Source organism: Mycobacterium sp. (genome assembly GCF_008709575.1).
Classification (GTDB): domain Bacteria; phylum Actinomycetota; class Actinomycetes; order Mycobacteriales; family Mycobacteriaceae; genus Mycobacterium.
On record NZ_VYIK01000029.1, the window covers coordinates 19,978 to 43,378 of the forward strand.

Below are 23,401 nucleotides of genomic sequence, written 5' to 3' on the forward strand. Positions count from 1 at the left end.
CAGGATTAGCCGCCTGCGGCGGCGGTCGAGGGCCGCGAACCTATCGCGCAGACGTAGGCGATGACCTGGTCGCTCAGATACTGCGGGAAACCGACAACGGCACGGTGCTCCGGCTTAGCCGACTGCGACAGCAGGCGCACGTGCGGAGTCATCGACGGACCAACTCCGAAGCCGAAACCCATAACGGCGGCTGTGGATCGATCGATGTCGCTGGCCCGAGTGCTGAGGTGAAATCCGACCACAGCCGGACCGCGCGCACAAACCGCTGCGACACCACCACGCCGCGACGATCAATCGAATCAACGAAGTTCGATGCCGCCAACCGAACCGCATCTGGCCACAACTGATTACGTACCTGCGCGGTGGTCGGTTCGAACTCGATCCCGACAGGTTCGGTGATCGGCAAATCCTGCGAGCCGGCCTGCGTGTGCGGGCGCGGATGCCACCGAGTCGACCCGTGGGTATGGGCAAGGACCAGTTCTCCGGCATCGGAGCCGACGGTGATAGCGTGCATCAATCGAGCGTGGTTATCGGGATCGCTCGCGCACAACTCATTTTGAATAAGTAGATCGACGGTAACGTCACCGAGCAGGATGCGACCGGCGACAAACGAACTGGGCGCCGTCTCGGATCCCCCGCATTGCGGGACCACGATCCGTGCCGGCGTCAACGGGCCGACGATCGCGCTCAAAATGGTGAACAAGGGAAACACGACGTGGATTGCCGACCGGGCATGAACATAGCGAACCCGGGCTATCTTGTCGAGACACTGTGCAGCAAAAATGAATTGGCGCATAGGAGCGACGTGGCTGTAAAAGTCGTTGACAGCGTAGAGTCTCGAGTTGGCCTTGGCGATACGCAGCAGAGAGATTATTTCTTCGGCGTGCACGGGTTGTTCCTGCATCACGTGGATGCCCCGGGCAAGTAACCGTCCGCTTAGTCGGGTGCCTTCTCCACCCACCACACCCGCACGCACCACCACAAATGCCACGTCCACCGGCGGAAGGCTGTCCAGATCGGTATACAACGCAACGCCGAGCCGGTCCGCCAACTGTGCCGATGCCGCCGATCCGGTGGCAAGCAGTCCGACCAACTCGACCGGAGAGTTCGCCGCCGCCAACGCCTCGGCGTAGACGGCGCCGAACGTCGTCCCGACGACAACGGCCCGCGGTCGCGGGCCGGTCACAGCGACCCTTCCTCGACCAACGGCGCATATCCGCCGGCGATCCCGGTCGTCGGCTCATCAACCACCGACACGGCGGCCTCGGGCACGACCCGGTCCAAAAACTGCAGTGCCCGCTGGGGCTCGTCGAGTGTCCAGAACGCTCGTACGCCGGCCGGCAGGTCCACCACCTGGTAAGCGACGTATGCGACCAACGCGCCAGTGACGCGGTAGCTGTCCTGGCAGCTGAACACGATAGTGGTGGTGCCGCCGTTGCCGTGCGCGTTGCCGACGATCGTGAAATAGGGCTGCCGACCGAAAAGATCCAGCTTGACGGCCGCCTGCACATCACCTACGTCAGCCTGGCCGCCGGCCAGCAGCTGCATCGCTCGTGTCGTGCGTGCGCCGTCGAACACGTTCATCCACCACACGTTGTCGACACCGAGGTGGGCCGCCACCGCAATGGTTTCCGCATCGAGATACGGGCGCACCGTCACCGATTCGGGAAAGTATTGCCCCGGAGCCGGTTTGCACTCGTCGTGGCCGACTCGCCGGATCACGCCGGCGCGCAGCGCTGCACCCGGATGACCGTGAGTGTCTTGCACGCTGGCGAGATACTCCAGCACCGAAGCCGGTGTCAACCGCTGCAGTCCACCGCACCAGACGGTGATCCCGTCGATCTTGTCGGGCCGGTGCGAAGCCAGCACGCGCAGCAGCAAGCCGGACAGGCCGGGCTGCACGCCCGCCTGCAGCACGACGGGAACATCAACGCCGGCCGCCCCCAGCCGGTCGAGCAGGCCGTCATCACCGCCCGGGTCGACGTAGGGAACACCGGCGGCGGCGGCGACATCGACGACCGGCGCGCTGAGTCGATGTGCGGGCCCGGCGCAGTTGATCACGACGTCGCTACGAGCCGCCAGGGCGGTGACCGCTGCTTTGTCGGTGACGTCGACCCGCGCGATCTCCACGTCGGCTCGCGTGGCCGACGCCACAGCGCGCAGCCGCGTCTCGTCGCGACCGGCGATCAACACCGACACCTCGCCGGATCGGGTCAAGGTCTGCAGGCAGCACTGCCCGACCGCTCCGCTGCTGCCGAGCAGTAGCACCCGTGTCATGTGTCGGCGCTCCAGGAGTCGATCAGCAGCGTGGCCACCGATTGCGCGTTGTCGCCCACCAAACAGTCGAAATGGTTACCGGCGATCTCGCTGATCGTCAACGTGCCCAGGCAGTGGTCGGCCCAAAACGCGGTCATGTCCTCCTGAAGCGTCGGCAGGAAATGGATATCGCCTCGTTGCCGCAGAAAGTGAATGTCGCCCAGGAACGGCTCGGTCGCCCCGTGTACCACCGCCCGCAGGCTGTGCACGAAGATCGACCGAAGTTCGCTCAGCGATTCGACGTCCCACTGGCTGCCCAAAGCGCCGGACTCCGCCAACCGTTTGAGCCGCGGCGTGCCGGCCGGCACGCTGTGCTCGAGGCAGGCCGCCAGTTCGGGTTCGGCGGCGCTGCGCAGGGCGCCGGCCGGTATCACGTGGCCATAGCGCATCCTCGCCCTCGTGAATGCGCCGCGGACCGCGGCCTGGTCGACCCGCATCCCCAGGGCGCCGGGCGAAACACCCAGGATCTGGGCGAAGCAGTAGTCGAGGATGTCGTCGTCTTCGACGTCCATCGGGACCCGGTAGGAGCTCACCACGGTCACGGTGCCGACGACCACACCGGATTCTTCCAGACATTTGGCGATTTCGGTTGCCAGTAGCCCGCCCATGCAATAACCGACCAAATGAACCTTCGTGGGCGCCAACGCGATGATCGGGGCGCTGTAGCGGGCCGCCAACGTGGTGAACAATTCCGCCGGCGCGATCTGGAGATAGCCGTCACCGGGCACTCTGCGCAGACCGTACAGTTGCGGTGCGTGCCCATCCCGTGCCAGTAAGTGCGGCACGAGTTGCTGGTAGGGCGCCAAGCCGCCGCTCCCGTCGTGCACGCAGATGGCGATCTCGCTGGCCGGGGTGAAGCCCGGGCCGGTGCCGAGGTATGTCAGCGGCGATTCGACCGCGGCGGCGTCCCGGGCAGGAGTGCACCGCACGGCGGTCGCAGGCCGGCGCACCGCCTCGGCAGCGCCGGCCAGGGTGGGATCGGAGACCATTGCACGCAGCAAATCGTCCCAAGCCAGCTCGGCGGCTTCGGCGATCTCCCGGCGGATCCGGCCGATCGCTTGGGCCATCAGCAGTGAATCACCACCGAGCGCGAAAAAGTCCGACGCGGGCGATAGCGATTGAGCTGACGGCAGTCCCAGCACCGACGCCCAGATCGCCGCGATGCGGGACTGCAACTCGTCCAGGCGTCCCGCCGGCCCGCCGACACCACCGCCACCGATACGGACCGCGGATCGAATTGCCTCGAGTTCGGCTGTCACCGCCGTTCGGTCGATCTTTCCGTTGGCTGTCAGCGGAAGCGCCGGTAAGCAGATAAGCTGTTGCGGCACCATGTAATTCGGTAATACCGTTCGGACCTGTTCGATCAGCTCCGCCGGCTGCAGCCTACGAGCGCCGGATGCGGAGTCGCACCAGAACACATGCTGACCCAAAAGACCCAATGGATGGTCGGGCGGCGGAGAACTGTGCACCTGGCCGAACGGCGATCGCTGCAGCGCGCTATGCCATTGTGCATAGGTCAGAAACGCAGAGTTAGAGCCCGCCCGCGCATCGGTGAACCCGTGCAGACCCTCCTTGAATTCCATCGAGATCATCAACGGGTGGTTGACGGCGGTGGCGTCGACGACGACCAGTGACCCGCCCGGGACCAGTAGCCGGTCCAGCGCGGCGAGCGCGTCGTCGATATTGACCGCGTTGTGCAGCACGTTCGCGCAGACGATGATGTCGTACGAGCATGGCGCGAAGCCCTGCTGCGCGGGCGGCTGGTTGATATCGAAAATCCGGTAGTCGATGAAGGCGTGACCGCGGAACTGCTGCCGTGCGTGGGCAAGGAAAAAGTTCGACACATCGGTGAACGTGTAGTGGGTGTCGTAGGTATCGAGCGCGGCGATCAGGCCCGCGCTGGTGCCGCCGACGCCGGCTCCGACCTCAAGGATCCGCAGCGGTCGCCTGGGGATTGCGTGCTGGGCGCGCGCGATGACGCCGGCTTGCACCAGCCGGTTGGTGTATCTGCTGATCAGGTTGTCGCGGTAGGCGGCTGTCGCGATGTCCACGCTCGCCTCCGGGAAAAACAGCCCGAGCGGGTCGATGGTGCCGGCCAACAGACCGGGCAGGTGGCCGATACATTCGCCGACATAGGCCAGCAGCTCGTCGCCGTAGTCGATGGCTGCGCCCAATTCTCGAACGTGTTGCCACTGGGTGGCGCAATCCGAAAGATCATGCTGGTCCAGTAATTCCAGGACCGATGCGGTAGGCATCGCCAGCCGCCCGTCCTCGGCGAGGATGTCAAGCCAGCGACCCAGCAAGCGCTGCAATCGCTGTGGCAGCGACAATCGGCGGGTCAGTTCGTCGATGGTGACCGTTTCACCCGGTCGTGCCGCAGTGCCCAGCGCCGCGCACATGCTGTCCAGCGCGGTCTTGCGAGCGGCGGCAGCAAAGCGCAACAGCTTGTCGACGTCGAGAGCGGCGCTTTGGTCTTGATGCGCCTGCTCCATCGCGTGACGAACTGCTTCTGCTGCGGCACGGCGTGCGCACCGCTCCTCGGCAGCGGCAGCATCGGGAACCGCCGCTGCGGCGAGAATCCGGTCCTGGGGAGATTGACCGATCGCCGCACTCATCGCGATCTGCACCCCGGGCAGGCTGCACAGTGCCGCATCCACTTCGGCCAGTTCGATTCGATGACCGTGGATTTTGACTTGGTTGTCTTTGCGACCGAGCAACTCGATCACGCCCTCGTCGATGACTCGGCCGTAGTCCCCGGTGCGGTAGAGCCGCTCCCCGCTGACCGGATGCTCGATAAACGCCGCCGCGGTGCGTTCGGGATCGCCGAGATAGCCTTGCGCGAGGCCCATGCCGCCGATGTGTATCTCACCGATCTGCCATGGGGCGGCCGGCTCGCCGCGGTGGGTCAGCACCTGGACGCTTTGGTTGCGCATCGCGGTCCCGTAGGGGATGCTACGCGAATACCGCTGCCCGGTGAGGGGATAGCAGATCGACCAGATCGCCGCTTCGGTGGCACCGCCCAGGCTGAGCATCGATGCTCCCGGTGCCAACGCCCGAATTTGGTCGGGCTGGGACACCGGAATCCAGTCTCCGGACAGCATGACCTGGCGAAGGGAGGGCAGCGTCTCCCGATCACCGGCGTAGTCCAGCAGAAGTTGCATCTGAGCCGGAACGGAGTTCCAGATGGTGACGCGATGACGGCGAATGGCTTGCCACCACGCCCGCGGATCGTTGCATGCCGCCCCTTCGGGGAACACGAGAGCACCGCCGGCGGCGAGGATACCGAAGATGTTGTAGACCGACAGGTCGAACGTGTGCGCTGACACGGCGAGCACGGCGTCGCTGACGCCGACGCCGAGCCGATCGTTGACGTCGTCGATCGTGTTCACCGCGGCGCGGTGACTGACCATGACTCCCTTGGGCGTTCCGGTGGACCCCGACGTGAAGATCACATAGGCAGTGTCATCCGGGCACAGCGGTGGATGTGCTGTCGCCGTTTCTGTCGCCGTGCGCGTCGACCAGATTGCCGGATCGGCGAGCATCGTGTCGATCGGTCCGCCGGGGTCGCAGCGAAAAGCCAGCGAGCATTGCCCGCTGATCTGGGTTATCCGATGCTGCGGCCACTCCACGTCGAGGGGAATGTAGGCGCCGCCGGCTAACAGCACACCCAGGATTGCCGCGACCTGGTTCGGGCCGCCGGGTAGCCGGATTCCGACGTAGTCACCGGCAGTGACGCCGGCTGCCGACAATGCGGCGGCGACCGCCCGGGCGGCGGCGAGCAACGCGCCGTAGGTTATCGACCGGTCGCCGTGCAGGATCGCCACCGCATCCGGGGTGTTGGCGGCATGGTCGATAAAGCCCGAATGCAGCAACACCGGCCGCCCGTTGGGCGAGTTAGGCACCGGTGCCCGTTCGGGTGCACGAACTGGCAGCAGGGGACGATCCCACGCCGACGGGTCAGCGCTCAACGTCTGCAGCGCATCGCCGAAGTCGGCGAAGGCTCGGTCAAGCACCTCGTCGCTGATCACGTTGTCGCGGGTGTCCCAGTTGACCTCGAATCCGCCGTCGATGGCGAATACCTGGCAATCCAGCAGCACCTGCGGGGTCTGGCTCAGCCCGCGGCCCGGTATCGGCCGCAGGAACGCACCATCGGCGCTCACCTCGTCCGCGCCGAAACCCAGTGTGGAGGTGAGTACCACTGGCGAGTGCTCGCCCCGGTTCTCGTTGTTTTGCGCGAGCAAGCGTGCGACATCCACGCCGTCGACGCTGCCATGGTCCATGTCCTCGAAGAGCCGTCTGCCGATGCCGGCCGTCAGTTCGGCGAACGAGCGCTCGCCGCCGACGTCCACTTCCAGCAAACTCGTTCCGGTGAAGTCTCCGACCAGCCGTTCGACCTGCGGGATGAACGGATGCCGGCTCATCGTGGTGAGCGTCAGCAGGAAATGGTCGCGATCACCGTAGCGGCCGAGCACCCTGCACAAGGCTGCCGTGATCGCCGCACTCGCGGTAGCGCCGTGCTTGGCTGCCTCGCGACGCAGCGACGTGAACTGGCTCGCCGACAATCGCATCGACCGCCGCGAAAAAGTGGGTGCCGCGTCGGCCGTCGACTCAGTCGGTAACAGCGGCAGGGACAGTGGCGGGGGAAGCTGGTCGATTCTGCGTTGCCAATAGTCCAAATCGTCTCGCCGGCGAGCAGATCCGGCGCTGGAATTACGGTAGCGGACCAGATTGAGCAAGTAGTCACGAAAACTGAATTCGGGTGCGGGAGGACAATACTGCGGATCGAGCAGACATCGTCCGAAATCGGTCATCACAATCGCGATGCTGGTGAAATCGGCGATCAGCAAGTCAACCGAGAAATGCAGCACCGTGTCCTGCGGGCCGATCGTCACCACGATGTCATACATCGGGCCTTCGCCCAGCTCATATCTGCGGTTTTTCAGCTCGTCGGCGATGCGGGCACGCTCGCGTTCGACGTGCCGGTTGTCGAGACTTTCCCACACCACCAGGCGGTCAGCGAGATCGGGGCGGACCTGTTGATAACCCTCGGGGTAGACAACACAACGCAGCATGTCGTGTGCCTCGACCACTTTACTCCACGCCGACCGATAGGCTTCGGCGTCGGGTTTGGCCACCGCGTAGTCGACGGCGAATTCCGCGTAGCCGTGACAGCCCACACCGCCCCAGCGGAACGCCGAGGTGCGACCGACCGCATACGCAGCTTGCACATCGGTAAGCGGAAACGGCTCGAACCTGTCCTGCGGCGCCCGCAGTACCTGCGTCTGACGGGTCAGCTCCGCGATCACGTCGGCTTTGACCGCGACCAGTCGGCCTTTCAGATCGGCGTCCAGGACTCCCCGTGGTGCCCGGAACCGCAGATCCCCGCCGTCGACCCATAGGTGCACACCCAGACTGCGCACCCGGTCGATCAACTCGGCGGCGTTCACAGCACCCCCTCCTCGATCGCGGCATCCACCGACGTGCCGCTGCAGGCGGGGATGCTGCGGATTTTTTCGGCGAACTCGCCGATCACCGGGTTCTCGAACAGCAGTCGTAGAGACGCTGTGGGTGACACCTCCCGGCTTAACGCCTCCACTACCCTGGTCGCGGCCACCGAATCGCCGCCGAGTTGGAAGAAGTTGTCGCACCGCTCGACCCGCGGCACACCGAGCACGCCCGCGCAGATCTCCGCGACGCGTTCGGCGAATGCATCGCCGGTGAACGGATTTTCGCGCCCGGTCTCGGGCACGGGTGTGGTGACGGAAATCATGGCCTGCACCATCATGTCGAGACGGCGACGCGCCACCTCGGGAGCAATCGCCTGAGTGACGAAATCCCACGACAACGACAGCGATCCGGCTTTCTCCCACATCTGGAAATCCAGCAGCGTCTGCGGGGTCTGAGAACAACCGAACACCAACGAGCCGAACTGCGAGGCGCCGGAGGTGTCGATCAAGCCGAGTCCACTGGTGAACACCACGGGGAAAATCGCGTCCGCCGGCCGGCCGTGATAACGCAGCAGTTCACGCTGCAGCCAGATCGCGTCTGCGGCACGATGAGGCAGGTCGGTGATCAGCTGAGCCTGCAAACGGCGGGCCTGTTCCCAGATCGAAAGATTGGCGTCGACGTGGCACTCCACCAGCAGCAGCGACGTGAAATCGCCGATAACATGTTCGATTCCCGCAACGCCGGGATCCCGGTCGAACAGCGTGACGTTGACGCAGAAGTGCTGCGCGCCGGCCCAGTCTGCCAGCACACGCGCGTAGTTGGCCAGCAAGAACGATGCCGCGGTGACCCGGTGACCTCGGCATGCCTGGGTGATCCGTGACCAGTCTGCTTGGCAGAGAACGGCTTCCACTCGCTCGAACACCGGTTTGTCGATGTCGAGGAGCACCTGCATCGGCGCCAGCTGCGGCGCCGGGGGCAACGAGGGCAGGCGTGCGCGCCAGTAGTCGCGGCTGGCAGCGAGCTGCGGCAGCGCCGATTCGTCCGCGTCAGGCTGCAACTCCGGGTGGGTATGCAGATAGTGCTCGAACGTTGTTGGTAATGAAGGTAACTCGTCGGCACGTCCGCCACGGTACAGATAATCCAGCTGCGCGAGGGCGATCATCATGCTGGTGCCGTCGAGCATGACGTTATCCATGCTGATCCCGACCTTGACGCGCCCGTCGGCACACGACTGGATCCCGAAGTCGATTCCGGGTCGCGTCGTGAGATCGATGACTTGATCGCGCAGCTGAGCCCGCACGTCGTCGTAGTCGCTGACCACAGGTTCCAGTGGGTTGGGGTGCACAACGGCGCTGTCCGACGACGCCGACACGGTAGTGCGCAGTCCCGGATGGTGCTGTACGAGTTGGCGGGCGGCTGTCTCGAACCTCGACCGGTCGAAATCGCCGGCTTCGAATTCGAAATAGCAGTGCGCCGCGACACCGCTGAGCAAAAACCCGCCGACCCGGCCGGCCAGATACGCGCGCTGGACCGCGGTGAGCGGGAACCGGCTGTCGTCGTGCGGGGGTGAGGGTGTATCCGGCTGCGCCTGCAGCGACGTCGGCGTTCCGGCCTGCGCGGCGAGTTCGCCCAGCACCGGGTAATTGAACAAGTCGACCAGGCTCAACCCGGTGAAGCCGGCCACCTGCAGATCGGCGTAGACCCGGGTCGCCGCCAGGCTGTCCCCGCCGAGCAGGAAAAAATCGTCGTCGGCGGCGGGCAGGCTGCCCGCGGGGTCGAGGTGTCGTTGCCAGATCGCGGCGATCGTGGCCAGCGTCGAGTCGTCGGCGATGCGCGCCGGCGTGGTGGCTGGGGCCGACGCGGCGCTATCGGTGCCCGGTAGGGCTTGCGGTGAAGGGATACTCGGCTCTCGGCGGGCCACGATGGTCACTCCCGGGCCGTCCTGCACCATCTGGATCGGCTGCCAGCGGTGCTCGGCAAGGAAACGCCACCACTGGTCAGCGGTTCGCAACGACCCCGCCGAGAGCAGGCCGGGGTTGACGACGGCCGCACTGGCCAGCGTCGCCGCGGTGACTTCGCAGATCTCGACCAGCCACAGCCATCCGCCGTCTGCCATGGCGAGGCGATCAAGTACCGCCCCGGGGTCGGGAAGTTGATGCAGTGACCCGCAGCACACCGCGACGTCCACCGGCGTGGCCGCCGTCTGCTCGGGTGAGGTGATCTGGCGGGTGGGCATCGAGGCTCGTCGTCCGGCGGCGATCTGCGCCAGTACGGGGTTGGGCTCGAAGCACAAGTACTCCTCGACGACCGCGCCGATCAGATCGGTCAGTCGCGCGGTGACCAGACCGGTGCGTGCGCCGACTTCCACGACCCGAAGCCGCCGGCCGATGTCGCGGGCATACCCGAAGATGCGTTCGCACAGCTCGTCGAGGGCGCGGTGGAGGCGATGCTCGGCGAGCAGCATCTCTTCCGGAGCCAGTTGAGGATCGCCGATCAGCGTCTGCGGCGAAGCCGCCCCGGTGACGATGTCGGCCAGCCGCCGGGCCGCGCGCTCGACGTCGTGACCCGGCGCTGCGCTGGTCGGCATGGGGGCTGACTGGCGCCAGCGCGTCACCAGCGCCGCATATTCCGGACGGATCTGGCCGGCGTGGCAAAGACCGGCAGCCGCGGCGATCACCGCGCCGGCCCAGCCGGAGTCCGCGGGTCGTGACGCCACCGGCAACGCCGCGTCGGCCGCCTCAGGGCCCTGGCCGACGTGCCGGCGCACCGCCGACTCGAAGCGCGCAAACGCGGTCACCAGAGCGTCGTCCTCGACGACGCCGACGGCGGTGTCCCAGCTGATCCGGGCGCCGCCCGCGTGGTCCTCGACCTGACAGTCCACCCAGACGCCCGGCGTCTGGGTGAGCGTGCCCACACTCGTCAACTCCGCCGGACCTTGCGGGGCCAGCCCGAGGGTGCTGGTGAACACGACCGGATAACCGGGAGAGCCGGCCGAGCGCAGGGCGGCCAGCTGCCCGGTCGCATCCGTGGCGCTGCCGACCGCGCGCCACAGCTGCTCCTGCACGGCCCGCACCGCCTCCGGTGACCCGGGTCGGATCGAGCGGTAGTCGACGTCGCACAATGCCAGCCGGGTGAAGTTGCCCAACACCTCGCGGTCCGGCGGAGCATACTCCGGCCGGTGCGACACGGGAACGACAATCGCGAACCGCTCGCCGGCCCCGATCGAATACAGCGCGTCAGCGAACGCCTCGAAGATCAGCGCGGTCGGGGTGACACACAGCTGTGCGGCGTGTTCTCGTAGGCCGGTGAACACCGACGCGTCAAGGGTGAAGCTCGACCGAACGACATCGACCCGGCTCGTCGGCAGCGCACGGCCGGCCGGCAAGGTCGGTGGCGCACTGACCGCGCGGTCTAAAGTGAAGTCAGCGCTGAGGCTTTCGGCGGCGTAGCGAGCGAAGACGCCGGCGCCGCGATCGACGGGTCGGGGTCGGGGCAGGCGTTGGTAGTCGGCGACGATCGTCGCGATGACCACCGCCAGGCTGCGAGCATCCAGGCTCAGGTAGTTGACCAGCATCCCGACGTAGCGCGACGTGCCCGCCAACGCATAACACCGCAGCACCGGGACGGCCCGCGGATCATAGGACGCCGCCGCCATGGCGCGCATCAACGCATCCGGGTGGGCGCCCTCGACGATCGTGATGCGCGCCGGGGCCACCTCGGCGTGCACCCGTTGGCTGGTATCGGTGTCCAACGCGCAGCGTAAGACGTCGAATTCGTCGACGCAGCAGGCAACGACGGCGGCGAACCGGTCGAGGTCGACATCTTCGCCCCTCGTGGACTCCAGGACGATGGCGAAAAATGTTGGTGCACAGGTACTGCCATTCATGCCCGCACTGCCGAGCACGTAGGCTTGTTGCAGGCGGGTCAGCGGAAACTTCCCCAACCCGACGTTTCCGAAGCCGTCGCCGGCCGGTTGCGGCGCAGCGAATATGCAGCCCGCGCTGAATTCACCGAGTGTCTGGCGGGCGAATAAGTGCCCGACGTCGGCTCCGAGCACGCCCCGACGCTTGAGAGCAGCCGCGACTTGTGTCGCGCACAGACTGTCCCCGCCTCGGGCGAAGAAGTTGTCGTCGCGGCCGGTGATCGGACTGCCGAGCACCTCGGACCAGACGTCGGCCACCACCTGTTCAACCGGGCTGAGCCCGGTCCGCGTTTGCAGGGTCCCCCGTTTCGCTGCGTTCTCCACATCGGCGGAGACCTGACGACGGTCGATTTTCCCGTTGCCGGTCAGCGGCAGCTCGGCACGGACCACAAATACTCTCGGGACCATGTACTGGGGCAACCGAGTCGACAGATAACCGGATAATTGCGATGCTGCCGAATCACCGAGTTCGGCTGCGGCACCGCCGCCGACGATGACTGCCCCCAATGCCATGTTGCCCCGGATCGGCACCACCGCGGCGTTGTCGACCCACGGGTGCCCGCGCAAGACATGCTCGATCTCGCCGCATTCGACCCGGTGACCGCCGATTTTGACCTGCGAGTCGGCCCGGCCCAGAAACTGCAACGTCCCGTCGCGCCAATAACAACCGAGATCGCCTGTTCGATACCAGCGTTGCCCGCTCTCGTCGACCACGAACCGTTCGGCGGTCAACTCCGGCGCGTTGTGATACCCCAGTGCGACACCTGCTCCGCCGATCCACAGTTCACCCGCGACGTAGTCGGGGCAATCCCGACCGAGGGAATCGGCAACCCGAAACATCTGGTTAGACAGCGGATATCCATAGGGAATCGACACCCAGTCCGGATCGACTTCGGCGACGACGAACTCGTTGGACCAGATCGCGGCCTCGGTCGCCCCACCCATGGCGACCAGGCGCGCCTCCGGTGCCACGTGTCGCAGCCGCGCCGGGATGTCGAGTGCAATCCAGTCGCCGGAAAGAAACACCGACCGTAGACTCGCCAACGCGCCGGGCTGCTCTCCCGCTGCTATCAGCAGCATGTCCAGCAGCGCCGGAACGGAGTTCCACACCGTGACAGCGAATTCAGTGAGCAACACGTGCCAGCGGAAAGCGTCGCGGCGGGACTGCTCAGCTATGGTCACCACGCTCGCGCCGCAGCTCAGCGGCCCGAAAATATCGTAGACGCTGAGGTCGAAATCCAGTGCCGACAAGGCCAGTACGCGGTCGGTGGCGCCGATGTTGTTGCGGCGGTTCACGTCGAGGATCGTGTTCAACGCCGCCGCATGGGACACCCGCACGCCCTTGGGTTCCCCGGTGGACCCGGAGGTGTAGATCACATAGGCGGCAGAGTCGGGAGGCACCCGCACCGGTTCGATCGGGGCGCACTCGATCATCGCCTCGATGTCGTGAACCACCGGGGCGCTGCAGGTCGCATCGTCGAGCAGCTGTCTCGGCCCGATCAGCCCCGACAGTCCCGACAGTGCACAGATACGGTCGACACGGTCGGGCGGCTGATCCACGCCGATCGGGAGGTAGCTGCAGCCGGCCATCAGCACTCCGAGCACAGCGGCCACCTGAGCCGGTCCTTTGGGCAGCCGGATGCCGATGATCGACCCCGGCGCATGTCGATCGGCCAGCGCAGCGGCAATGCGGCGGGCGTATTCGTCGAGCATGCCGTAGGACACGTACGGACCCGCGAGCGCGATGGGGTCAGCATATGGGCTGCCGTCGAATTCGCCGGCAGCCCAGCGCAGCGCGATTCGCTCGGGATCGGTGCCCGCCTGTTCGCGGAACCTGTCGTGGAGCAGTCCGCCGGGTCGGTGTACCGCGGTGGCGTTGCGGCGCTGGCGGATCATCCGGGAGTGCTCCGGCAAGGCGACGGCCACCGGTGCCGACCAGTCGTGGTCGCCCAGGCTCTCCAGGACAGCCACATAGGCGTCGAACATGTCCTCGACGACACCGGGAGGAAAGCAGCCTGAGCGGTAATCCCACGAGACGATCAGATCGTTCCCGAGGGCGGTGATTTGGTTGTCGATGATCACCTGCGGCGTCATCGACACCACCGCACCGACGGCACCCAGCGTGTCGATGTCGCGTTGCGCCAGCACCGCACTGTCGGCCGCGTAGGTGAACACCACCGGGGCAAGTCCGCTGTGCCCGGTACCGCGCCGCAGCTGGGCGGCCAGCAATTCGGTGGATTCGGGTGCTCTCAACGCTGCGCGCAGACCCCGCTGCACGCTGCGAGCCTGTTCGGCGAACCCGGCCGGCTCGACGAGCTGCGCCCGATACAGGTGCGTCGCGGTGAAATCACCGATCACGTCCGAGACGCCCGGCGGCCGACCGAACGTCGTCACGTTGACCAGGAAGTCGTCGGTGCTGCTCCAGCGGCGCAGCACCAGGGTGTAGGCGGCCAAGAACACCGCGGCGCGGGTGACCGCGTGAGCCCGGCACGCAGTGTCGATAGTCGCGACCGCGACCGGGTCCAGGCGATGTTGCCTGCGGCGAAAGGCGATATCGTGTTCGACTGCGCGGGGCAGCTGCGGACCCTCGGGCAGCCGTTCGGCGGTGTCCGCCGGCGTCGACGACGTCACCGCGCAGCGAAGACGACCGACGCCGGCTGATACGGGGGGCAGTTCCTCGCCGCGGTACAGCGCGGCCAGATCACGCAGGAAGATGCCGATACTGGTCAAGTCGGCGATGATCAGGTTGATCGCGAAATGCAGAATGCATCGACCGGGGATCCGGGTCAGCTCGACGCGCCAGGTGTCTCCGGACTCGATGTCGAATCGATGCGTGCGCAACCTGTTTCGGATCACGTCGAGATGGTGATCGCAGGCCGTGTCGGTGGCCCCGGTCAGGTCGTGGACCCGCAGCGGCGGGTGGATGGTCCCGGCGGCGACGCGGCCCTGGTCGGCGTCGGGGAACATGCTGCGCAGCATCGGATGGCGGCCCGCCAACGCGTCAAGTGCGGCGCCGAGCCGATCGCAGTCGATGCCGGTGGTGCCCTCGAGTTCGAAATAGGTTTGGCAACCCACTGCACCGAGCGGCTGTCCGGCGTCGCGGCCGACCCAGTACGCACGTTGCAGCGCGGTCAGGGCAAACGTGTCGGATCCGCTCGCCAGGGATGTAGGCACGGGGCTTGCGGCGTCGAAGAGTCGCTGCCAGTGCTCCAGTGTCGGTTCGGCATACAGATCGGCGAACTCCAGATGTCGGCGCCGCGTCGCCGCCCATTCGACAACCTGCGCGGTCATCATCGACGTCAGGCCCAGTGCCGTCAGGTCGGTGTCGCGTTCGAGTTCGTCAATGCTCACGCCGAGCAGGCCCGCCACGCATCGGGCCAACTCGCTCGACGGGCGCTCGTCCGTGCACAGGTTCGGCTGCGTCGATACCTGATGCACCACATCGAATTCCCCGGCGGTCAGCATGTGCAGCGCCTTACGGCGCCTTATCTTGCCCGACGTGGTGCGGGGCAGGGTGCGCGGGCGCACCCAGACGATACGCTGCGGCGCGATCTGATGTGCGGCGAGGATTCTGCGCTGCAGCACCCGGCTGAAGTCCTCGAGATCATCTGCTGGGGAATTGGTTTCGGCGATAACCCACCACTCGCCGGGCGCGGCGGCCTGCTCGGGCTGCACGGCGCATGCTCCGCCGCCGGCGACCCCGCAGTGCGCCCCTTCGACGGTCACTTCGATGTCGTTGGGGAAGTAGTTGCCGCCGCCGACGATGATCAAGTCGCGGTAACGCCCACAGATGTACAGCTCTCCGTCGTCGCGGAAGCCGGCGTCCCCGGTCCGAAGGTAGGGTCCCAGCCCGTCGGCAGTTGTGGCACCGAAGGTTTCCGTGGTTTGCTGGGGCCGACGCCAATACCCGTCCGGCAGCCCGGCGCCACCCACCCAGATCTCGCCGACCCGACCGTCGGGCAGCACGGTTCGCCGCTTCGGATCGACGATGCGCACATCCCAGCCCAAGGTGCTGTCACCGCAGCTGACCAGCGTGTGGGTGCGCCGGTCGGCTGGGCACGGCGCGTCGATCTTGACCGCGCGGCCGCGGTTGAGTTGCTCGGCGTCGAAACTGGCCTGCATCCACAACCGCGGCCTGACGGTGCCGCTGACCGCCAGGCCCGCCTCGGCGAGCCCGTATTGGGGCGCCAGAGCCTCGGCGCGCAGGCCCGCCGGCCCAAATCGGGCCGCGAAGTCGCGCAGCGTGGACGCCCGTACCGGCTCGGCACCGCTGATCGCCAGGTGCAGGCAGGACAGGTCCAACGCGGCGATCGCCGCGTCGTCGAACGCATCCAGGCAGAGCCGATAGGAGAAATCGGGGCCGGCGATCCAGTTTCCGCGCACCTCGTCGACGGTTTCCAGCCAGATCCGGGGGTTGCGGACGAAATCGAACGGTGAGATCAAGGTTGCCGTGCCGCCGGTACCCAGGGCCAGCAGCACCCCCCAGAAAATGCCCAGGTCGTGGTACAGCGGCAACCAGCTGACGGTGTGAATGTCATCCGGGCGGTTCCACAGCGCCAGCGCGATCGCGAGCTGGTGCAGCATCGACGCATGGGTGTTGACGATTCCCTTCGGCTCGCCGGTCGAGCCCGAGGAATACTGCAAAAACGCGATGTCTGCGGTGCCGGCGGCTGCGCGGGCCGGGGCTGACCGCGCGGTCTCGACTGCGCTGTCCGCGGTCCGAATCGCCAGCCCGCTCAGCAGCGTAGTGCGTGCGAATGTGTCGACGAGGTCAGCACTGGTATAGACGGCCGACGGATCACAGTCGCGAAGCACGTGTTCAGCACGCCGGAGAAACCGGTCGGGGGCATCTGTCGACGGCAAGAACAGCGGAACCGCGACCAGCCCGGCGGCCAGGGCGGCGACGAACCCCGCCACGTAGTCGCCGTCGCCGGCCTTGGCCAGCACGACACGCGAGCCGGGCGCAAGATCGGCAAACGCGCCGTCGCGGATGCTGCACACTCGATCCCACAGCCGCTGGTAGGTCCAGACATCCGTTCCGGCGGCGTCGACGATCCGCAGCGCAACCGCGTCGGGACACCGCCGCACCGATTCGGCGATCACCTCGGGAACGCGTCGATGAGCTGCTGTTCCGGCGAGCTGGCTGCGCTCGATTTGACTGCAGTTGACTTCGCTTGCCATTAGGTCAGTGGTCGGCTCGACCGCCGAAGAAGTTCCCGACGCCTTCGCGCTGATAGTGGATTCGATTCAGGGTCTTGAGTATTGGGGTCGTTGATAGTCATTGGTAGCGGCGGCGGTCGTACCGGTTCATCTTGCTGCCTCCTCGACGGTTCTGGTCGAATTCGCTCCCGACGACACCAGGCCGAACTCTAGGTGCAATTAATTTGCATCTATGCCGACGTCGTTGTCAACCCCGCTCACCCGCGCCGACAGCCATCGATCGGCTGCTCTGCGGAACTTTCCGGTGCCACGCGACGACGAATGACGAGGGGCGCCGCCTGGCGTCGTCACCACACCAGGAAGCAGAGGTAACCGGCATGGCCGACGAGAACCCGGGAGGAGTGAGTCCGCGGATCGAGCCTTCTCGTCACGAGTCGGACATCCGGATCGACGGAATGGCGTGTGCGTCGTGCGCGGCTCGCATAGACGAGCTGCTCAACGCCATCGACGGCGTCACGGCGTCCGTCGACTTCGCCCGATCCCGCGCCACCGTAACCTGCACCGGAGCCGTAACCGCTGCACAGCTGGTCACCGTGATCGAAGAAGCCGGCTACAAAGCTGAAATCGGGTAGGACATGACCAGCACTATCCACACCGATCCGTACGCTGTGTCGGCGGAGTTCTACGAAGTGATGGCGATCCCGCACTGGGCAGCGAAGCGCGACGTGCTGGTGGCTGCACTGACTGGCGCTGGAGCGGTGACGGAGCCGGTGCTCGACGTCGGAGCGGGCACCGGGCTTTCGACGGTGGCCATCGCCGACACCATCCCCGCCGTGGCGATCCATGCTGTCGAGCCGTCGGCGGCGATGCGCGCCGCTCTGGTGTCTCGGATCCTCGGCCGCGAGGATCTCGCCGACCGCGTCACCGTGCACCCGGCCGGCATCGAGGACGTCGACCTCCCCGACCGTATCGGGGCCGCGGTACTGATGGGTGTCATCGGCTTTCTCGACCGGGACGCCCGCGAACGGCTGTGGACGCAGCTGCGGCACCGGATCACGCCCCGGGCTCCGGTGGTCGTCGAGGTCATGGCCATCGATCGACCGATGCCCGTGCCCGAGATGACCATCGCCGAGCAACGGATCGGTCGCCGCCACAACGAGGTACGCATATCCGGTCAGCCAGCCGGAGACGGCGTCCAGCGCTGGAAGATGCGTTACCAGGTACGCGAAAACGACCAGATCGTCAGGGACGTCACCGCCGAATACGTCTGGCACACCGTCGGCTTTGCCGAGCTCGCCGAGGAAGCCGAAAAACACGCCATGACGTTGCGGCAGCTGCACCCGCTCATCGGTGTGCTGCACGCGCGGAACTCCCACCAGACCACCAGCGACCACTGATCACGTCGGATCCACTGCGGCGGCCGGTAGCTGAACTACCTGTCGGCAAAAACGATACGAGAAGAAAGTACGAGGCCTATTATGTTGCGCGGGTTGACCGGGCTCGAATCACAACACCCGATCCGCCGTCGCGTCGCTGCCGCGGTGACACTGCTGGGCGCGAGCCTCTTCGCCGCCGTCCCGATCCTGGCGCCTACGGTTGCCCGTCCGCGTGAGATGACATTGACCGCCGGCGCGCTCGACCTGATCACTCCGTGGGAGCAGCTCATCAGCGCCACCGGCACCAATGCCCAGGCGGTGTTCACCGCCGGTCAGGAGGCTTTTAGCACGTTGTTCTCCGCTGATCCGGCGCCGCTTGTGCAAAATCTGCCGACCGCGCTGGAAGCCGTTTCGCTGATCGGCGCGCCCGGTGTCGTCGCGTCGGCGGTGGACCAACAGACCCTGGGCGGTTTCGCTCAGACCAGTGCCGGCGGCCTGTTGAGCGGTGGTTTGCCGGTCCCTATCGAAGATGTGCACGGGGAGATCATCCAGGCCCTGGTCGGCCAGGGTTTCGGGGTGTCGCCCGGCCTGGAAGGTGAATTGATCACCGCTGCCGAAAGTTTCGCGTCGTCACCGCTAAGCGGTGTGCTGATCGGAATGACGGGCCCCCTGGTCAGCCCTGCGGTGGAGCTATTCGACAGCCTCCAGACCGCCTTCGCCGACCTCGCCGGGACCAACGCCGATCCGACGGCAGCGCTGGACACTGTGCTCAATACCCCCGCCAACGTCGTCGACGCGTTCTTCAACGGCGCCACCTTGAACCTGGACTGGCTTGCGCCATTGTTCGAACAGTTCGTCAGTAACGGTGATGACGGCGGCGAGTCGATCAGCGCGCTGAGTTTCGCCTTCGGCGGACTGTTCAGCCCGGGCAGTGTGGCCGACGGAGTCGGCGGGGTCGCCAACGGTGTCGGGGGCTCGTTCTTCAACTCGGTGGGGATGGATCTCGCCTTCGTCCCGCCGGACGGCGACGCCGGCGCCACGCTGGATGTCCCGGCGATCGGGGTCGGCCCGATCGCCGCCGTGGAGAGCCTGGTCAATATCGTCGGCGAAGTGTTCAACGGCAGCCTGCTCGGCTACCCCGACAACGCGCTCACCGCCCCCGTCACCACCACCGTGCCCACCGGTGATGACCCGTTTTTGACTTTTGCCACCGCGGTTGACGACAATGCCGCCAATAGCGTTGCCGCCGAACTTGATTCGACGCTAATCCGCGCCGACCCAGGCCTTGCCGCCACAATCGACGGATATGTGATCGACCCGTCGAGCATCCCGGCCGGCGACATTCCCGCTGCCCCCGGAATCGACAACGCGTTCGCCGACCTGCTGCCCGTCACCGCCACCGCAGCGCAGGTCGCCGAGGCGAACCGGCTCGATGCCGTCATGTTCGCCGAGCTGGCCGGCGCCGGGCAGACCAGTACCATCGCTTCGCTGGACACCCAGGTGAGCGTTCTGACATCGGTTGTCCCGCCGGTCAACGCACAGCCGTTCACCGACTTCGCTGCCGCCGTGGGCAACGCCGACCCGGGTGCTGTCATCCTCGACACGAATCTCTATGACCTCAATCCGAACCTCGCTGTCACGTTGGACGGGTACGTGCGCGACCCGGTGAGCATCCCGACGTCCGACGTGACGACCGCCCCCACCGCCGATGACGCGTTCGCTGCGCTGCTCGGCCCCCATGCCACCGCCGCGCAGCTGCTCGAGGCCACCGAACTGGACGATGTCCTCTACAGCGCTTCGGCCCCGCGTGCCTCCGAGAGCGCCGCCCTGGTCTCTGCGATGTCGCCCATCGCCGACGACCCGTTCAGCGACTTCATGTCGAGTACCGGGTCGAGCCTCGATGTATCGGGCCTGGACTCGGCCCTGGCCAACGCCGACCCCACTCTCGCCAACGTCCTGAACGGATACGTCGACGGCAACCTGAGCCTCCCGGCGGATGGGCTGTTGACCGCGCCCACCGGCGATGACCCGTTCGCCGAGTTGCTCGGCGCCAACGCCACCACCGCGCAGATCACCGAAGCGACCCAACTGGACAACGCTTTGTACACCGGCTTGACCGCCGCCGGCGACACCTCGCTCGCCGCCACGCTCAGCGGCGATGCCGCCGCGCTCACCGGCACCACTATCCGGCCGGCGAGCACCGGGGATCCATTCCTGTTGATCGCGGCGGCGTTGGACAGTCACGCAGTCGGCGCTTCCGGTGCGCCGCTCGACGGGCTCGGCCAAGCTGCCGGTTACCTCGACTCGATCATGCCCGTCTCGCTTGACCGATCGTTGTACACCAACCTGGCGGTCCCGCTGGTGGATCTGATCGTCGCCGCTGAGACCCACGTGGACCTCACCGTCCCCGCCGACCTGTCCTACCTGGGCTTCGCCGTGATCGAGCCGCTCAGCGCAATGGCAGTAGCTGCCCTGATGCCCTGAGTTGACCCTGGCATGTCGCACGCCGACGCGGACAGCAGACGGGCCTTGACGAGCAGAACCACGCTCGAACTCGGCGAAATTCAAGAGACGTTGTTGATTCCTCTCTACGCCCGGGCATGCGATGCCGCTTCACGTCGCCCAGTGCTCGGTGACCGGCGGGCGCGTGAACTCGTCGACGCCATCAACTATGATTTCACCCGATTTCGCGGTAGGTCGTTGTCCGGCTCGGTGTTTCGCTCATCGATTTTCGACGGCTGGACGGCGCGATTCCTTCGCGAGCATCCGGCTGGAACCGTGGTCGAACTCGGCACCGGGCTCAACACCCGCTTCGACCGACTCGACAATGGCCGGGTCCATTGGTTCGATCTCGATCTTGCTGATGTTATAACGTTGCGCCGCCTGTTTTTCCGAGACAGCGCGCGTTACCGGATGCTTACCGGGTCGCTCGTCGACATCGAGTGGTTTGCCGACGTCATAGCCGGTCCTGCGCCGTACCTGTTCCTCAGCGAAGCTGTCTTGATCTATCTCAGCGCCGAGGATGTGCGTCGCGCATTGACCCAGCTATCCTGCGGCTTTCCCGGTTCACTGATAGCTTTTGACACTGCAGGCACCCGGATGGTCGCCAACCAGGATCGCAACCGCGCACTGGCCCAGGTCAACGCGCGGCTGCACTGGGTCTGCGACAACCCGCGCGACATCGAGCGCTGGGGCCTGCACCTACTCGACAGCCGAACCCTGGCGACCCCGCAACCCGAAATCGCCACAACCTGGCAACGACGACAGCGCTACGGTATGTCGGTGCTGGCGCGGCTGGCCCCGCCAATCGTCAACACCTACAAGTTCAATCTCTTCAGGCTCGCGAGCCGACCTGGTCTTTGCCCGCCGGGATGAGCGGATAACGCGGAACTTTCGACAGCTGGCGTGCGACTAGTGGACACGTCGGGGTCGATGCTCGTGCCGCTCACGGGCAGTCCTGCCTCGCGGGCAGTGTCGGAACGAAAGGATGTTGCGTCGCCATGACGGGGCAGGTGGTGGCTCGGGACGTGGCCGCCCGGCTGATCGGGCCCGGCCGGTGAGCATCCCGATCTGGATGGCCCTGCCGCCGGAGGTGCATTCGGCGCTGCTCAGCAGCGGCCCGGGCCCGGGCGCGATGCTGGCGGCGGCCCACGCCTGGCACGCGTTGAGCACCCACTACGCCGCAGCGGCCGACGAGCTGTCCACCCTGGTGGCCACCACCCGGGCCGACGCCTGGGACGGCGCCGGCGCCGAGGCCTACGCAGCCGCCAGCACGCCCTACATCGGGTGGCTGCTGCAAGCGGCCACCGACGCCGCCGCCACCGCCGCCCAGCAGGAGACCGCGGCCGGCGCCTACACCGCCGCGCTGGCCGCCATGCCCACCCTGGCCGAGCTGGCCGCCAACCACGCACTCCACGCGGCGTTGCTGGCCACGAACTTCTTCGGCATCAACACCATCCCGATCGCGCTCAACGAAGCCGACTACGCGCGGATGTGGATTCAGGCCGCCACCACCATGAGCACCTACCACCAAGTGTCCACCACCGCCCTCGCCGCCACACCGACCACACCCCCCGCCCCGCCGGTGCGCAAACACGGCCCACTTTCGGCCGCCACCGACTATTTCCCCGGCGACCCGATCCTCAACGACTGGGAGAACGTCGTCCAAACCGTGATAGATCATCTGTTCGGGGTTACAAGCCCGCCGTACTTCGACTCACTGGGTACTTTTCCCCAGGGGTTGACGGAGTTCGTGGCGGATCCGTCCCCGGCGCTTTTGGCTGCTCTGGTTTTCGCCGCAACCTTCGAGGTCACGTTCGACACGGCGTTCTTCTCCCCGGCCTCGCTGTTGAGCACACCGTTGCTGCCGGTGGCCGGCCTGGCCGGCTTTGCGGGTTTGAGCGGACTGGCGGGCATACCTCACCCCGAACCGCTGCCCGATACCGCGGGCGAGCTTTCGCAATCCCCGCCGATCGCGGTGCAACCGTCCGTGTCACCGGTCGCGGCGCTCGTGACGCCGGGGCCGGCCGCACCGGCCGCGGTGGGTACGGTGACGCCACCCGCACCGCCCGCTTCCGCCCCGGCTTCCCCGCCGAGTGCGCCGGCTGCCGGGGTGGGTTTTGGTTACCTGGTGCCCGGCGCCGGTCCGGATGAGGAACACGGCCCGACACCGACCGCCCGCAGCAAAGCCGGCGCACCGTCGGCGGACATCGGTGCCGCAGCCACGACCGCAGCCCCAGCGGCTGCCCGGCACCGCTCGCGGCGGCGCCGGCGCGGCATACTGCGTGACCACGCCGACGAATACCTCGACATCGATGCCGACCTCGACAGCACCGCGGCCGCCCCGGCCGTAGCGGCAGCCGCTGCCTCCGACCGCGGGGCCGGCCCGCTGGGGCACACCGCGACACTGCCGAGTACCGACCGGAGCCGCCCGCACGGCTTGATCACCGTGACCGGCACCTTCGGGACCGGACCCGACCAACCGCAACTGCCCCACACCTGGGCCGATGACCCTCACAGCGGATGAGCCGACGACACCCGACAACTCCGCGGCGCCACCCGCCGAGGCTCACCCGCGCGGCACGGGTCGGCCTGCTCGGGATAGCGCTGATGGCGGCCACCAGTCCGGTTCGTGCGCTGGCTGATGAGGCGGCGTTGATCATGGGCGGCACCGGCGACC

At 66.6% G+C, this 23,401-nt stretch carries 10 protein-coding genes; 5 read left to right on the forward strand and 5 right to left on the reverse strand.

Going from position 1 to position 23,401, the window contains the following annotated elements:
* Nucleotides 1-5: 5 nt before the first annotated feature.
* The 5 genes from F6Q13_RS08610 to F6Q13_RS08630 are packed head-to-tail and all read right to left on the reverse strand — an operon-like array spanning nt 6 to nt 16,867.
* The gene (locus F6Q13_RS08610) at nt 6-152 is read right to left on the reverse strand and encodes a hypothetical protein (RefSeq protein WP_293055127.1); all 147 of its coding nucleotides are present in this window, start codon (nt 150-152) and stop codon (nt 6-8) included.
* Entirely contained in the window at nt 149-1,186 is a 1,038-nt protein-coding gene (locus F6Q13_RS08615) for a Gfo/Idh/MocA family oxidoreductase (protein WP_293055129.1), read from the reverse strand. The genes F6Q13_RS08610 and F6Q13_RS08615 overlap by 4 nt, the downstream gene beginning before the upstream one ends.
* Nucleotides 1,183-2,277 carry a saccharopine dehydrogenase NADP-binding domain-containing protein gene (locus tag F6Q13_RS08620; RefSeq protein ID WP_293055131.1) on the reverse strand — a complete coding sequence of 365 codons (1,095 nt, stop codon included), beginning with the start codon at nt 2,275-2,277 and terminating at the stop codon, nt 1,183-1,185. The genes F6Q13_RS08615 and F6Q13_RS08620 overlap by 4 nt, the downstream gene beginning before the upstream one ends.
* Nucleotides 2,274-7,763: a non-ribosomal peptide synthetase gene (locus F6Q13_RS08625; RefSeq protein ID WP_293055133.1), complete on the reverse strand. Its 5,490-nt coding sequence runs from the start codon at nt 7,761-7,763 to the stop codon at nt 2,274-2,276. Before F6Q13_RS08625 ends, F6Q13_RS08620 begins: the two co-directional genes overlap by 4 nt.
* Nucleotides 7,760-16,867 carry a non-ribosomal peptide synthetase gene (locus F6Q13_RS08630; protein WP_293055135.1) on the reverse strand — a complete coding sequence of 3,036 codons (9,108 nt, stop codon included), beginning with the start codon at nt 16,865-16,867 and terminating at the stop codon, nt 7,760-7,762. Before F6Q13_RS08630 ends, F6Q13_RS08625 begins: the two co-directional genes overlap by 4 nt.
* Before the next feature lie 356 nt (nt 16,868-17,223).
* Here F6Q13_RS08630 and F6Q13_RS08635 point away from each other — a divergent pair, with 356 nt between their 5' ends.
* From F6Q13_RS08635 to F6Q13_RS08655, 5 genes are all read left to right on the forward strand, one after another.
* Nucleotides 17,224-17,478 carry a heavy metal-associated domain-containing protein gene (locus F6Q13_RS08635; protein WP_293055137.1) on the forward strand — a complete coding sequence of 85 codons (255 nt, stop codon included), beginning with the start codon at nt 17,224-17,226 and terminating at the stop codon, nt 17,476-17,478.
* Between the two features lie 3 nt (nt 17,479-17,481).
* Nucleotides 17,482-18,243, forward strand: a complete 762-nt coding sequence (locus tag F6Q13_RS08640; RefSeq protein ID WP_293055139.1) for a trans-aconitate 2-methyltransferase — start codon at nt 17,482-17,484, stop codon at nt 18,241-18,243.
* Between the two features lie 93 nt (nt 18,244-18,336).
* Nucleotides 18,337-20,706, forward strand: coding sequence for an outer membrane porin GjpA (gjpA, locus tag F6Q13_RS08645; protein ID WP_293055141.1), 2,370 nt, complete (start codon nt 18,337-18,339; stop codon nt 20,704-20,706).
* Between the two features lie 45 nt (nt 20,707-20,751).
* On the forward strand, nt 20,752-21,597 hold the full coding sequence (locus F6Q13_RS08650; RefSeq protein WP_293055143.1) for a class I SAM-dependent methyltransferase: 846 nt from the start codon (nt 20,752-20,754) through the stop codon (nt 21,595-21,597).
* Nucleotides 21,598-21,778: 181 nt separating this feature from the next.
* Nucleotides 21,779-23,248: a PPE domain-containing protein gene (locus tag F6Q13_RS08655; RefSeq protein ID WP_293055145.1), complete on the forward strand. Its 1,470-nt coding sequence runs from the start codon at nt 21,779-21,781 to the stop codon at nt 23,246-23,248.
* Nucleotides 23,249-23,401: the final 153 nt, after the last annotated feature.

Excerpts from the sequence above, each read along its gene's own strand:
- F6Q13_RS08620 (WP_293055131.1), bottom strand. The coding sequence starts at position 2,277 with ATGACACGGGTGCTACTGCTCGGCAGCAGCGGAGCGGTCGGGCAGTGC.
- F6Q13_RS08630 (WP_293055135.1), bottom strand. The coding sequence starts at position 16,867 with ATGGCAAGCGAAGTCAACTGCAGTCAAATCGAGCGCAGCCAGCTCGCC.
- F6Q13_RS08635 (WP_293055137.1), top strand. The coding sequence starts at position 17,224 with ATGGCCGACGAGAACCCGGGAGGAGTGAGTCCGCGGATCGAGCCTTCT.
- F6Q13_RS08640 (WP_293055139.1), top strand. The coding sequence starts at position 17,482 with ATGACCAGCACTATCCACACCGATCCGTACGCTGTGTCGGCGGAGTTC.
- F6Q13_RS08610 (WP_293055127.1), bottom strand. The coding sequence starts at position 152 with ATGACTCCGCACGTGCGCCTGCTGTCGCAGTCGGCTAAGCCGGAGCAC.